Origin of the sequence: Gaetbulibacter sp. M235 (assembly GCF_043876835.1) — a bacterium.
GTDB lineage: Bacteria > Bacteroidota > Bacteroidia > Flavobacteriales > Flavobacteriaceae > Yeosuana.
Map to the genome: position 1 here is coordinate 110,694 of NZ_JBAWJZ010000001.1, position 13,169 is coordinate 123,862.

17 protein-coding genes are annotated in these 13,169 nt (G+C 33.0%); 13 read left to right on the forward strand and 4 right to left on the reverse strand.

The features are described 5' to 3' along the window. Positions 1-80 precede the first annotated feature (80 nt). The 6 genes from V8G69_RS00480 (at position 81) to V8G69_RS00505 (ending at position 4,959) form a co-directional block, all read left to right on the forward strand. Positions 81-644: a 30S ribosomal protein S16 gene (locus V8G69_RS00480; protein WP_394879697.1), complete on the forward strand. Its 564-nt coding sequence runs from the start codon at positions 81-83 to the stop codon at positions 642-644. Positions 645-797: 153 nt separating this feature from the next. Then, positions 798-1,322 carry a ribosome maturation factor RimM gene (gene rimM, locus V8G69_RS00485; RefSeq protein WP_394879698.1) on the forward strand — a complete coding sequence of 175 codons (525 nt, stop codon included), beginning with the start codon at positions 798-800 and terminating at the stop codon, positions 1,320-1,322. A 53-nt stretch (positions 1,323-1,375) separates the two neighbouring features. After that, on the forward strand, positions 1,376-2,035 hold the full coding sequence (locus V8G69_RS00490; protein WP_394879699.1) for a tRNA1(Val) (adenine(37)-N6)-methyltransferase: 660 nt from the start codon (positions 1,376-1,378) through the stop codon (positions 2,033-2,035). A gap of 59 nt (positions 2,036-2,094) precedes the next feature. Next, entirely contained in the window at positions 2,095-3,273 is a 1,179-nt protein-coding gene (locus V8G69_RS00495; protein WP_394879700.1) for an acyl-CoA dehydrogenase family protein, read from the forward strand. A gap of 80 nt (positions 3,274-3,353) precedes the next feature. Further along, positions 3,354-4,253: a metallophosphoesterase gene (locus V8G69_RS00500; protein WP_394879701.1), complete on the forward strand. Its 900-nt coding sequence runs from the start codon at positions 3,354-3,356 to the stop codon at positions 4,251-4,253. Positions 4,254-4,377: 124 nt separating this feature from the next. Continuing rightward, the gene (locus V8G69_RS00505) at positions 4,378-4,959 is read left to right on the forward strand and encodes a diheme cytochrome c-553 (protein ID WP_394879702.1); all 582 of its coding nucleotides are present in this window, start codon (positions 4,378-4,380) and stop codon (positions 4,957-4,959) included. Between the two features lie 78 nt (positions 4,960-5,037). Here V8G69_RS00505 and V8G69_RS00510 read toward each other — a convergent pair whose 3' ends face one another. Beyond that, positions 5,038-5,166, reverse strand: coding sequence for a hypothetical protein (locus tag V8G69_RS00510; RefSeq protein WP_394879703.1), 129 nt, complete (start codon positions 5,164-5,166; stop codon positions 5,038-5,040). Positions 5,167-5,385: 219 nt separating this feature from the next. Here V8G69_RS00510 and V8G69_RS00515 point away from each other — a divergent pair, with 219 nt between their 5' ends. Genes V8G69_RS00515 through V8G69_RS00545 form a run of 7 tightly spaced genes read left to right on the forward strand, consistent with a single transcriptional unit; the run spans position 5,386 to position 10,832 of the window. Further along, on the forward strand, positions 5,386-5,817 hold the full coding sequence (locus tag V8G69_RS00515; RefSeq protein ID WP_394879704.1) for a SoxR reducing system RseC family protein: 432 nt from the start codon (positions 5,386-5,388) through the stop codon (positions 5,815-5,817). Between the two features lie 2 nt (positions 5,818-5,819). Beyond that, positions 5,820-6,710 (forward strand): Fe-S cluster domain-containing protein, encoded by an 891-nt coding sequence (locus V8G69_RS00520; protein ID WP_394879705.1) that lies wholly within the window; start codon positions 5,820-5,822, stop codon positions 6,708-6,710. Beyond that, positions 6,703-8,031 carry an electron transport complex subunit RsxC gene (rsxC, locus tag V8G69_RS00525; RefSeq protein ID WP_394879706.1) on the forward strand — a complete coding sequence of 443 codons (1,329 nt, stop codon included), beginning with the start codon at positions 6,703-6,705 and terminating at the stop codon, positions 8,029-8,031. The genes V8G69_RS00520 and rsxC overlap by 8 nt, the downstream gene beginning before the upstream one ends. Positions 8,032-8,033: 2 nt before the next feature. Further along, the gene (locus V8G69_RS00530) at positions 8,034-9,044 is read left to right on the forward strand and encodes an RnfABCDGE type electron transport complex subunit D (RefSeq protein WP_394879707.1); all 1,011 of its coding nucleotides are present in this window, start codon (positions 8,034-8,036) and stop codon (positions 9,042-9,044) included. Positions 9,045-9,046: 2 nt separating this feature from the next. After that, positions 9,047-9,643 (forward strand): RnfABCDGE type electron transport complex subunit G, encoded by a 597-nt coding sequence (locus V8G69_RS00535; RefSeq protein WP_394879708.1) that lies wholly within the window; start codon positions 9,047-9,049, stop codon positions 9,641-9,643. 5 nt (positions 9,644-9,648) lie between these two features. Next, positions 9,649-10,257 carry an RnfABCDGE type electron transport complex subunit E gene (locus V8G69_RS00540; protein WP_394879709.1) on the forward strand — a complete coding sequence of 203 codons (609 nt, stop codon included), beginning with the start codon at positions 9,649-9,651 and terminating at the stop codon, positions 10,255-10,257. Next, positions 10,257-10,832: an electron transport complex protein RnfA gene (locus tag V8G69_RS00545; protein WP_394879710.1), complete on the forward strand. Its 576-nt coding sequence runs from the start codon at positions 10,257-10,259 to the stop codon at positions 10,830-10,832. The genes V8G69_RS00540 and V8G69_RS00545 overlap by 1 nt, the downstream gene beginning before the upstream one ends. Before the next feature lie 8 nt (positions 10,833-10,840). On the opposite strand, the gene V8G69_RS00550 is transcribed toward V8G69_RS00545, so the two are convergent. The 3 genes from V8G69_RS00550 to V8G69_RS00560 form a co-directional block, all read right to left on the reverse strand. Further along, positions 10,841-11,170 (reverse strand): ferredoxin, encoded by a 330-nt coding sequence (locus V8G69_RS00550; RefSeq protein ID WP_394879711.1) that lies wholly within the window; start codon positions 11,168-11,170, stop codon positions 10,841-10,843. Between the two features lie 222 nt (positions 11,171-11,392). Further along, a complete protein-coding gene (locus V8G69_RS00555; RefSeq protein ID WP_394879712.1) occupies positions 11,393-11,725 on the reverse strand; it encodes a hypothetical protein in 333 nt (110 codons plus the stop codon). A 6-nt stretch (positions 11,726-11,731) separates the two neighbouring features. Continuing rightward, positions 11,732-13,159, reverse strand: coding sequence for an NADH-quinone oxidoreductase subunit N (locus V8G69_RS00560; RefSeq protein ID WP_394879714.1), 1,428 nt, complete (start codon positions 13,157-13,159; stop codon positions 11,732-11,734). Between the last annotated feature and the right edge of the window lie 10 nt (positions 13,160-13,169).

The following is a 13,169-nucleotide window of genomic DNA, read 5'->3' on the forward strand; positions in this document are numbered from 1 at the left end:
TATGTTGCAAATAAAAAAAATATAGTATCTTTGCGCTCTCATTAATAACCGAGGTCGAGAACCTCAAATAATTAATTATTATGCCAGTAAAAATTAGATTACAAAGACACGGTAAAAAAGGAAAACCTTTTTATTGGATCGTTGCAGCAGATTCACGTTCAAAAAGAGATGGTAAATACTTAGAAAAATTAGGTGTTTACAATCCAAACTCAAATCCTGCAACTGTTGAATTAAACGTTGATGGTGCAGTAACTTGGTTACAAAACGGTGCACAACCAACAGATACTGCAAGAGCAATTTTATCTTACAAAGGCGCTTTATTAAAAAACCATCTTGCTGGTGGTGTTAGAAAAGGTGCTTTAACTGAAGAGCAAGCTGAAGCAAAATTCAATGCTTGGTTAGAAGAAAAAGGTTCTAAAGTTGTTGCTAAAACAGATGGTTTAGCTAAGGCTCAAGCTGATGCTAAAGCTAAAGCTTTAGAAGCAGAAAAAGCAGTTAACGAAGCAAGAGCAGCAGCTGCTATTGCCACTGAAACTGTAGAAGAAGTTGCCGAAGTTGCAGCTGAAGAAACTACTGAAGACGTTGTTGAAGAAACTGCAGAGGCTGCAGTTGAAGAAACTACTGAAACAAAAGACGAAGAATAAAAATAATATTTTTTATACTTTTAAACTCCGATAGCTTTATCGGAGTTTTTTATTTCAAAAATTATGAAATGCCCAATAGTAAATTTGATAATCATTGCGAATTTTTTTTGCAAAGGCATTCTATCTGACTTCTAAAACAATAAATTCTAACAGATGAAAATTGAAGATTGCTTTTATTTAGGCAAAATAGTCCGAAAGTATAGTTTTAATGGTGAGTTACTCATTAAATTAGACACAGACCAACCAGAACTCTACGAAAACTTAGATGCTGTTTTTATTGATTACAGAAACACATTTATCCCCTTTTTTATTGAAAGTTCACAATTTCATAAATCAGATTTATTACGCGTGCAATTTGAAGACGTCACTACCGAGGCTGAAGCTGATTCATTATTAAAAAGCGACGTGTATTTGCCTCTTGAGTTTTTACCTAAACTTGAAGGAAATAAATTTTATTTTCATGAAGTTATTGGATTTAGAATGGATGATGTAAATTATGGTCATGTAGGAACAATTACAGCCATAAATGATTCAACTGCACAAGCCTTATTTGAAGTTGAAAAGGATGAAAAAGAAATTCTAATTCCTTTAAACGATCAATTTATTGTAAAAGTTGACAGATCTAAAAAAACCATTCTAGTAAATACCCCTGAAGGTTTGATTGATTTATACCTTTAATTTTGAACCCCTTCAAATTCAAACAATTTACAGTTGAGCAAGACAAATGTGCCATGAAAATTGGTACCGATAGCGTTTTGCTTGGGGCTTGGACCTCTGTTAATCACAATCCATTTAATGCCCTTGATATTGGTGCTGGTACAGGCATTTTAAGTTTAATGATTGCTCAAAGAAGCCATGCGCTGCAAATTGAAGCCATTGAAATTGACGATGAAGCCTATGAACAATGCGTGGATAACTTTGAAAACTCCCCTTGGAACGACAAACTTTTTTGCTTTCATGCCTCTATACTAGAATATATTGAAGCTGTTAATGAAAAGTTCGACCTCATCATTTGCAATCCGCCTTTTTACTCAGAAAACTATAAAACTCATGATAAAGCAAGAAATTTAGCGCGTTTTAGTGATGCTATGCCATTAGAACATATAATTTTTGCAGTTGCTTATTTTCTCTCAAAAAAGGGCAAGTTTTCCATTGTGACACCTTTTAAAGAAGAAAAAAATATTATTGAAGAAGCGAGTCTCATTAATCTTTATCCAAATCGCATTCTTAGAATAAAAGGGAATCCAAATTCAGAAATTAAGCGAAGCCTTATCGAATTTTCTTTCAGCGAAAGTGATATAAAAATGAGTGAGCTTATTATTGAAAACGAAAGACATCAATACACACAAGATTACATTAATCTTACCAAAGATTTTTATTTGAAAATGTAACTAAATATTGTTACTCGCAAACGTTTTAGTTACTTTTGTATTTCAATAAAAACAAACTTATGAAGCCAGATTTATTTGAAGCTCCTGATTATTACAATTTAGATGACCTTTTAACTGAAGAACATAAATTAGTTAGAGATGCAGCCAGAGAATGGGTGAAACGCGAAGTTTCTCCTATTATAGAAGATTATGCACAAAGAGCAGAATTTCCAAAGCAAATAATTAAAGGTTTAGCAGACATTGGAGCTTTTGGCCCTTATATTCCTATGGAATATGGTGGAGCTGGTTTAGATCAAATGTCGTACGGATTGATTATGCAAGAAATTGAACGTGGAGATTCTGGTGTTAGAAGTACGGCTTCTGTGCAATCATCTTTGGTTATGTATCCTATTTGGAAATATGGAAATGAGGCTCAACGTCAAAAATATTTACCAAAATTAGCTAGTGGCGAATGGATGGGTTGCTTTGGGTTAACAGAGCCAGATCATGGTAGTAATCCAGGAGGCATGGTTACAAATTTTAAAGACAAAGGTGACCATTATTTGTTGAATGGTGCTAAAATGTGGATTTCAAACGCGCCATTTGCGCAAATTGCTATTGTTTGGGCAAAAGATGAAAGTGGACGTATTCATGGTTTAATTGTTGAGCGTGGTATGGAAGGTTTTACTACTCCAGAAACTCATAACAAATGGTCGCTTCGTGCCAGTGCAACCGGAGAACTTATTTTTGATAATGTAAAAGTGCCTAAAGAAAATTTATTACCAAACAAATCAGGGTTAGGCGCGCCGCTTGGATGCTTAGATTCTGCCAGATATGGAATTGCTTGGGGTGCCATTGGTGCAGCTATGGATTGCTATGATACAGCACTTAGGTACAGCAAAGAGCGTATGCAATTTGGAAAACCAATTGGACAATTTCAGTTACAACAAAAGAAATTAGCAGAAATGATTACCGAAATCACAAAAGCGCAATTACTAACTTGGCGATTAGGAGCCTTACGTAATGATGGTAAAGCAACTTCAGCACAAATATCTATGGCAAAACGCAACAATGTAGATATGGCTATTAATATTGCTCGAGAAGCCAGACAAATGTTAGGCGGTATGGGAATTACTGGAGAATATAGCATTATGAGACATTCTATGAACTTAGAAAGTGTGATTACTTATGAAGGCACTCATGACATTCACTTACTAATTACAGGTTTAGATATAACCGGATTAAATGCTTTTAAATAGCATTATATTTAACTAATTCATACTTTATAAATAAAAAAAGTGGTTCAAAAATGACCCACTTTTTTTATTACATTTACTTTATGCTTACTTCAAAAAAACGATTAGATAACGCTTACAAGACTGCCAAACTTGTTGAGTTTGATGATACTTCAAAATTTATTTTGTTTAGTGATTGCCATCGAGGTGATAACAGTTTTGCTGATGATTTTGCTAATAACCGAAACATTTACTTTCATGCTTTAAAGCATTATTACTACAACGGTTTTATATATTGTGAAATTGGTGATGGTGATGAGCTATGGGAAAACCTTTCATTTACTTCCATTTTTGATGCCCACAAAAATGTGTATTTGTTGATGAAGCAATTTTATATAGAAAACCGGTTGCATTTAATATGGGGAAACCATGATATGGTTTATAAAAACCCAAATTATGTAAACAAACATTTATCAACATATTTTGATGAAAAAACTGGTGAAGATGTTGAGTTATTTAAAAACATCCAATACCATGAAGGTATCATTTTAAAACATAAAGAAACACAACAAGAAATTTTTTTAACTCATGGGCATCAAGCAGACTGGTGGAATTATTTGTTCTGGAAGTGGAGCCGGTTTATGGTAAGAATTCTATGGAAACCCTTAAATGTTATGGGAATTGCAGATCCAACAAGTCCTGCTAAAAACTACAAAGAACTTATTAAAGTAGAACGCAGAACAAAAAAATGGATTGCTGAAAACAATAATTTAATAACCATTGTTGGACATACACATAGACCACGTTTTTCTCAACCAGGAGAGATTGCCTTTTTTAATGATGGCAGTTGTGTGCACCCTAGGAGTATTACTGGTATAGAAATTGAAAATGGTGAAATTACACTTATTAAATGGCAAATTTCAACAAAAGAAGATGGCACCCTACAAATAATACGGGATACACTTGAAGGGCCTAAAAAAATAATTGATTACAAAACCAATTAATCCTTTGTTTACAAGAATATCAGAACTTGTACTTCAATCCAATTTTTTTAACAAATTTAAAATTTAATCAAATAATTCACTAATTTTAGTGCAGTTAACTAATTAATAACCAACAAACCAACCAATGAAAACCAAAATTTTATTACTCATTCTAGTAAGCATTTTTGTTTACTCTTGCAATTCTCATAACGAGAAAAAAGATAACGAAACGTTTTATGAACCCGCAACACCAGACTCGATCAACATGATTAAGAGAGGTGAATACCTTGTTGATTTTGGTGGATGTCACCATTGTCATTCTCCTAAAATTATGACTGAAAGAGGACCTATCCCTGATCCAAATCGCTTACTTTCGGGTCATCCTTCAGATGAGATATTACCTCCATATGACAAAGAAACAGCTAATGGATATTTGTTGCTTTCTATGGGCCTTACATCATTTAAAGGGCCATGGGGAACTTCCTTTGCTGCTAATCTCACACCTGATGATACTGGTATCGCTACATGGTCTGAAGAGCAATTTTTTATGGCTATACGAAAAGGGAAATTTAAAGGATTAGAAAGTAGTAGGCAATTATTACCTCCAATGCCTTGGGAAGACTTTGCAAAATTAACAGATCAAGATCTTAAATCTATTTTCATCTATCTTAAAAGCATAAAACCTGTTGAAAACATAGTACCTTCTGCAATACCACCACAAATGTAGAATTTTAGCTTTTTACAACATACCTATAAACATATTTGAAAAATAAATCTGCTTAGGTATGTTGTGTTTTTTATGTTTTTAGCTCTCATGGTGCAACTCTACTTCTAATCCATGAAGACTTGGGGTGATACGTATTTGACAAGCTAATCTGCTGTTTTGTTTTACATAAAATGCTTCAGAAAAAATAACATAATACCTCCCATACATTTTAAACAGATTTTAAAATAGTAACAAGAATTATATGTAAATACTATTATTTCAATAAATGAAGATAATCAATTGCATTTTTTCAATTACTTCATTAACTATAACGTTATAGTCGTGCAAATCAAGCTATTATTATTTTTAACTGACATAAATCATAAAATCTGAAAAACTCATATACTAACTTAGCTATAAACATTATGCTTATAATTAAAAGGATATATGAATTCTCAATTGTCTAAAAAAAACACTTTTGTTCATTCAGGAATTATTTCAAAAATTAAAGGTAATTCTGTCATTGTTTCTTTAGGGCAAAACATTAACTGTGAAGCTTGTCATGCTAAAGGAGCCTGTGGTATTTCAGAATCTAGCACAAAAGAAATTGAAATAATTAATTCTATCGATTCCTTTAAAATTAATGAAAATGTAAATGTGGTTTTAAAAAAATCATTAGGCTTAAAAGCGGTGTTTTGGGCCTATGTTTTCCCATTTATTTTAATGTTTTCCACTTTAATAATAACAAATGTTTTTTTTAAAGAATGGTTAGCTGGATTAGCTTCAATTTTTGTGCTATTACCATATTATTTTATTCTTTATTTATTACAAAACAAACTAAAAAGAGCCTTTAAAATATCAATATTAAAATATAATTAAGAATGACAAATTCGGTTTTATATAGCGTTCTTTTATTATCCTCTTTAGGCGGAATTGCAGCAATTATTTTATATGTGGCTTCAAAAAAATTCTATGTTTATGAAAACCCTTTAATAGGTGAAGTAGAAGATATTTTACCTAGTGCAAATTGTGGAGGTTGTGGCTCACCTGGATGTAAAGCATTCGCAGAAAAATTGGTAAATTCTGAAGATATTTCAAGCCTGTTTTGTCCAGTTGGCGGTAATGAAACCATGAAACTCATTTCCGAAACTTTAGGAAAAGAAGTTGCAGAAAAAGACCCTACTGTTGCTGTAGTAAGATGTCAAGGAAGTTGTGACGTTAGGCCAAAAACTACTGAATACCAGGGACCTAAATCATGTGCGATATCAGCCTTAATATATAGTGGTGAAACCGATTGTCAATTTGGTTGTTTAGGTGATGGCGATTGTGTGTCTGTTTGTAAGTTTGATGCCATGTATATGGATGAATCCACTGGCTTACCAGTTATTCTTACCGACAAATGTACATCTTGTGGAGCTTGCGTTGATGCCTGCCCAAGAAATATTATTGAAATGCGTCCTAGACACAAAAAAGATTTAAAAATATTTGTTGGTTGCCTAAATGAAGATAAAGGAGGCATTGCAAAAAAGGCTTGTGAAGTGGCTTGTATTGGTTGCTCAAAATGTGAAGACATTTGTCCTAAAGGAGCCGTTAGCATGGCTGATAATTTAGCTTACATAGACCCAGTAATTTGCACGCTTTGTAGAAAATGTGTTGATGTTTGTCCAACCCACTCCATTATTGAAACAAACTTTCCTCCCAGAAAAGTAAAAAAGGTTGAGACTGAAATTAAAGCAAATGTTGAATCTGTAAAATTAAATGCTGATGCTTAAAACATTCCCAAAAGGTGGTATTCATCCTCCAGAAAACAAAATAACTTCAACAAAATCTATAAAAAGAATGCCTACCCCTAAAGTAGTGTATGTTCCTATTTCACAACATATAGGTATTCCTGCAGAAATAACCGTTAATGTAAAAGACAAAGTAGAAATTGGTCAAGTTATTGCAAAATCAAGTGGATTTGTATCTTCAAATATTCATTCTCCTGTTTCAGGAACAGTAACTAAACTTGATAAGATTATTGATACAAGCGGATATAAAAAACAATGTATTGTTATAAGAACTGATATTAAAGATGAAGCAAATTTTGAAGACATAGAATATCCTTTGAAAAAAGATATCAGCTTAGAACCCAAAGATATATTACAAAAAATAAATGAGTCTGGTATTGTAGGTTTGGGTGGTGCAACATTTCCTTCTCATGTAAAATTAAGTATTAAAGAAGGAGCAAAATTAGATTGCCTGATTATTAATGGTGTAGAATGTGAACCTTACCTAACAGCCGATCACCGTTTAATGCTAGAAAAAACTGAGGAAATTATAGTTGGAATAAAAATTTTAATGTTTGCCCTACATATTGATATGGCTATCATTGGGATTGAAAACAACAAAAAAAACGCCATTGAAGTTTTTAAAAATCTCACTACAAAAGAAAAAGGCATCAAAGTAGCTGCTTTAAAAGTAAAATACCCTCAAGGTGGAGAAAAACAATTAGTAAGAGCCATTTTAAATAGAGAAGTTCCAAAAAACGGATTACCACTGGATGTTGGTGTTATTGTGCATAATGTAGGAACCATTTTCGCCATTTACCAAGCCATTCAGTACAACAAACCATTAACAGAACGTGTTGTAACAATTACTGGGAAAAAATTAGAAAACGCTTCTAACTATTGGGTGAAAATTGGCACTCCAATCAAAGATTTGGTAGATGAAGTTGGCGGCTTACCAGAAGGCACTCGGAAAATTGTAAATGGAGGCCCTATGATGGGAAAAGCTATAAAAAACTTAGACGTTCCCGTTACAAAAGGCACCTCTGGAATTTTAGTGATTCATGAAGATGAAGCCAGCAGAGGTGAACAAAAAAATTGCATTCGTTGCGGTGAATGTGTAGACGTTTGCCCTATGGGATTGGAACCTCATCTTTTAATGAATTTAACAGAAAAAGGGAAGTATGATGATGCTTCAAATGAAGATATCATGACCTGCATTGAGTGTGGTTCATGCAGTTATATATGTCCTTCACACCGCCCTTTGTTAGACTACATAAGATTTGGAAAAAATATTGTAAAAAAATTAAATACATCAAAAAACTAACTATGAGTACGCAACCAATCATTGTATCTGCTTCACCGCATGTTCATTCAGATAGAACGTCAAAAAAACTCATGTACGATGTAGTAATCGCATTAATTCCTGCATTTATAGTTTCATTATATGTGTTTGGAATAGGTGCATTAATTGTAACCTCAATAGCTATTATTTCCTGTTTACTTTTTGAATACCTTATTCAAAAATACCTTTTAAAAACCGCTGTAACAATAACCGATGGATCGGCATTAATAACTGGTATTTTATTAGCATTTAACCTGCCTTCAAACTTACCTATTTGGATGATTATTGTGGGTAGTTTGGTTGCTATTGGCGTTGCCAAGTCATCATTTGGAGGTTTAGGTTTTAATATCTTTAATCCTGCTTTAGTAGGTCGTGTCTTTCTTTTAGTATCATTCCCTGTACAAATGACCTTATGGCCAACTGCTATTGTAAATAATTCAACGGTTGTTGATGCCGTTACAGGAGCGACTCCTTTAGGTGTTATTAAAGAGGGCTTGCAATATGGGGAAACTATAACCCAAATGAGCACAAAAATACCTTCAATAATAGATATGCTTCTTGGCTTTACTGGTGGTTCTCTTGGAGAAATGTCGGCGTTAGCTTTAATTATTGGGGGATTATTTTTAATAATAAGAAAAGTAATCTCCTGGCATATTCCAGTTATCATGCTTACAACAATGATGCTTATGACTGGTGTTTTTTGGTTTATAGATCCAGAACATTATGCGAATCCAATAATTCATATTTTATCTGGTGGTGCCATTCTAGGAGCATTTTTTATGGCAACCGATTTGGTTACCAGCCCCATGACTAAAAAAGGTATGGTAGTTTTTGCCATTGGCATTGGAATTATTACCATAGTCATCAGGCTTTTCGGAGCTTATCCTGAAGGTGTTTCATTTGCTATTTTAATTATGAATGCCTTCGTGCCATTAATCAATAAATATTTTAAGCCTCGAAGATTTGGCTCTAAAATAAAAGCTAAAATCATGTAGTTATGAGCAAGAAAGAATCAACCTTTTTAGGGATGTTGTTATCGCTTTTGATAATCACACTAATATCCGGATTTTCATTAGGGTATGTAAACGATTTAACTATAGAACCTAAAGCTAAAGCTAAATTAGAGAAGAAAATAAACGCCTTAAAATTAGTTTTACCAACTTTTGATAACAACCCTGTTGAAGATATGAGACTTGTTAAATCTGAAAAGTCCTCAGATAGTATAGAAGTTTATCCTGCGTATTTAAACAATCAATTTGTTGGCGCAGCCATTATAGGTTCAACAGATAAAGGATTCAGTGGATTAGTAAAAATCATGATTGGTTTCAAGCCTTCTGGCGATATCGAGAACGTGGTCGTTCTAGAACAAAAGGAAACTCCAGGTTTAGGAACAAGAATGACGGAAGATAAATTTTTACAACAATTTAAAGGCGTTAATATTTCCACATTTAAATTAAAGGTAAAGAAAGATGGCGGTGACGTTGAAGCCTTAACAGGTGCTACTATTTCATCTAGAGCATTTTGTGATGCCACACAAACGGCTTATGATGCTTTTATAAAAAATAATAGTTCATTAATTGAATTGAAACATTAAGAATTATGGCTGAAAAATTAAATCAAAAGCAAAATTTCTTAAAAGGAATTATAAAAGAAAACCCAACGTTTGTTATGTTATTGGGTATGTGTCCAACACTAGGTGTAACATCATCAGCTTTTAATGGTTTAGGTATGGGTATGGCAACAGCCTTTGTACTACTCATGTCTAATGTAGTAGTTTCATTAGTAAAAGGTGTTATTCCTGCTAAAGTTCGAATTCCGGCATTTATCATCATAATAGCTTCTTTTGTAACTATTGTAGAAATGATTTTAGAGGCTTTTGTGCCTTTTTTATATGAACAATTAGGAATTTTTATTCCGTTGATTGTAGTAAACTGTATTATTTTAGGAAGAGCTGAAGCTTTTGCTTCAAAAAACAATGTATTTTCCTCAGTTATTGATGCCTTAGGAATGGGATTAGGGTTTACAATAGCCTTAACCGTTTTAGGCTCAGTTAGAGAAATATTGGGTAGTGGCAGTTTGTTTGGGCTTTCATTTGTTCCAGAAAACGCCAACACATTTATCTTGTTTATTTTGCCTCCAGGAGCCTTTATAGCATTGTCTTACTTAACTGTATTATTTAATAAAATTACTTCTAAAACAATTTCGTAATGGACTATTTAATTATACTCATAGCCGCAGTTTTTGTAAACAATATTGTATTATCTCAGTTTTTAGGGATATGCCCTTTTTTAGGAGTCTCTAATAAAGTATCAACATCCATAGGAATGTCTGGTGCTGTATTATTTGTAATGACCATTGCCACAACTGTGACTTATTTATTACACCAATATGTTTTAGTTCCTGCAGGATTAAATTATTTAAGAACCATTTCGTTTATTTTAGTAATTGCTGCTTTAGTACAAATGGTAGAAATTATTCTGAAAAAAGTAAGTCCTTCTCTATATCAAGCATTAGGTGTTTTTCTTCCTCTAATAACAACTAACTGTGCTGTTTTAGGTGTTGCCATATTAGCCATAGGATTAGAAAATAGCAGCTTGATAAAAGCCGTATTTTTTGCCATTTCAAACTCTCTAGGATTTGCTTTGGCCTTAATTGTTTTTGCCAGTATAAGGGAACAATTGGAGTTAGCAAATATTCCAAAAGGGATGAAAGGCGTGCCAATAAATCTGCTAGTAGCAGGACTTCTGGCTTTGGCCTTTTTAGGATTTACAGCATTGGTTTAAAAGTTTGACTAACTCTCTGGAGCCAACTCTACTTCTAATCCATGAAGTTGAGCCGTAATTGGAATTTGACAACCTAATCTGCTGTTTTGCTTTACATAAAATGCCTCAGATAACATAGCATCTTCCTCATCTCCTATTTCAGGTAAATCGGTATTGCTTAATATATAGCATTGACAAGAAGCACACATTGCCATACCACCACAAACACCAATGGTTCCTTCCGGAGCCAATTCATAAGAACGTACAACTTCCATAAGATTCATTGCCATATCTGTGGGAGCCACAACATGATGCTGGGTTCCTTCTCTATCGGTTATTTTTATTGTAATATCTTGCATCTTTAAAATAGGTTTTTCAGGACATTTCTTTTTATTCCTATAAAATTCTTTAAAATATTATACGAAATAGGGGCAAAAATAAAACTTAAATTTAAATAAAAAAATAATTCCTATTAAAATAATAGGAATAGTAGATTAAATACGAAAAACCACGATTTATCTAATAGAAATACAGAATGATTCTATTAAATATTATTTTAAAAAGTATTTGAAATATAAGGGCTAAGATTTTTTGCCGTTATTCCAGTATTGTGGTTTGGTATCTTCTGAGCGCTGTTCCCAATAATCTTGGTTTACTTTTCTCCCATCAAAGGTTTTTAATTTTCTTTGATACACCCAAATGGTAGGATTGAAAACCATATCGGTAACTGCTACAGTATATAATTGCGGGTCGTCTTCTGCTTTCTTTTTGTCTTCTTCAATTAAAACTTCAAGACCATTATGTTCAAGCAGTTTTTTCAAAAAATCTTTGCGATTTTCAGAAACTCCCTTTTCAACAAAAGTGACTCTTGTATCTTCAATACTTCCAAACATATGACTTCCTGATAATGGCATAGCTTATTAATTTAAATTTTTACTTAATTCAAAAATATAATCATATAACGGACTGTAAAGACCTAAAACTAAAATACCTATAACGGTTACTAAAAGTCCCAATCTCATGTATAATCTATTCTTAAAATATGGGATAGCATGATCGCTAGTTCTTAAAAACATAGCTCTTACAACTAATAAATAATAATATAAAGAGATAGTCACATTAACAACCGCTAAAAAAACCAATAAATAATACCCTTCACTTGCAGCTGCAGTATATAAGAAGAACTTGCCAAAAAATCCTGCCACTGGCGGAATTCCAGCTAATGAAAACAGAGCCAGCATCATGACCAAACTTAAGTTAGGATTGGTTCTGTATAAGCCTTCATAGTCATTCATATTCTCTTTACCAGTTTTTAATGAAATGGCTTGAACAACACCAAAAGCGGCTAAGTTTGAAAAGATATAAATCAATACAAAGTAAATGATGGAGGCGGTTCCTAAATGTGTTCCAGTAATTAAACCCAATAAAATAAATCCTGCTTGAGCAATAGAAGAAAATGCCAAAAAGCGCTTCATGTTTTGCTGTCTAAGAGCAAATAGGTTACCTATAAACATGGTAGCTATAGCTATTACATAAATAATATTTACCCAAACATGCATTAACGCTTTGAAAACAGTAAACATTAAAATCATGAGTATAAAAACGGCTGCACCCTTTGAAATAACAGATAAGTATGAAGCAATACTAACCGGTGATCCTTCATACACATCGGCGGTCCAGAAATGAAATGGTACTAATGATATTTTAAAAGCTAATCCGGCAAAGAACAACACAAACCCTAATATAGTCAGATTAGTAGGTGCAATCACCTTGATAATATCGTCAAAATAAATAGATCCAGAAGTTGCATAGAGCATTGAAATACCAAATAAGGAAACTCCAGATGCTAGAGCAGCAGACAATATAAATTTTATTCCGGCCTCACTGGAAATTCTTTTAGTCACTTCAAAAGCAGCTAAAGCAGCAACTGGTAATGTTGAAAGTTCCAATCCTAAATAAAACATTAAGAAATCGCCTGCAGAGATCATAAAATACATTCCTAACAAAGAAGAAAATAAGAGTATGAAAAATTCTGCTCCTTTGTTATTGTTCACGATTTTATCTTCCAACCAATCTGCAGATTGGAGCAATAAAATAAAGACCCCTACATTAAGTACATTTTTAAAAAAGTGAATTAACTCACTTGTTCTAAACATTCCACCAAACAAGTTACTTGACTGCATTGGTAAAAACCCAATTATAGTATGAATACCAAATAAGAAAATAGCCAAATGTACAATACTTTGCTTTTTGGTTTTATTTATTGCAATTTCGGCTGCTACCAACAATAAAATAATTGTGAGTAGTATAATTTCTTGCCGCATTAATAAAAAGCTACTAAAATTCATTAGTTATCTG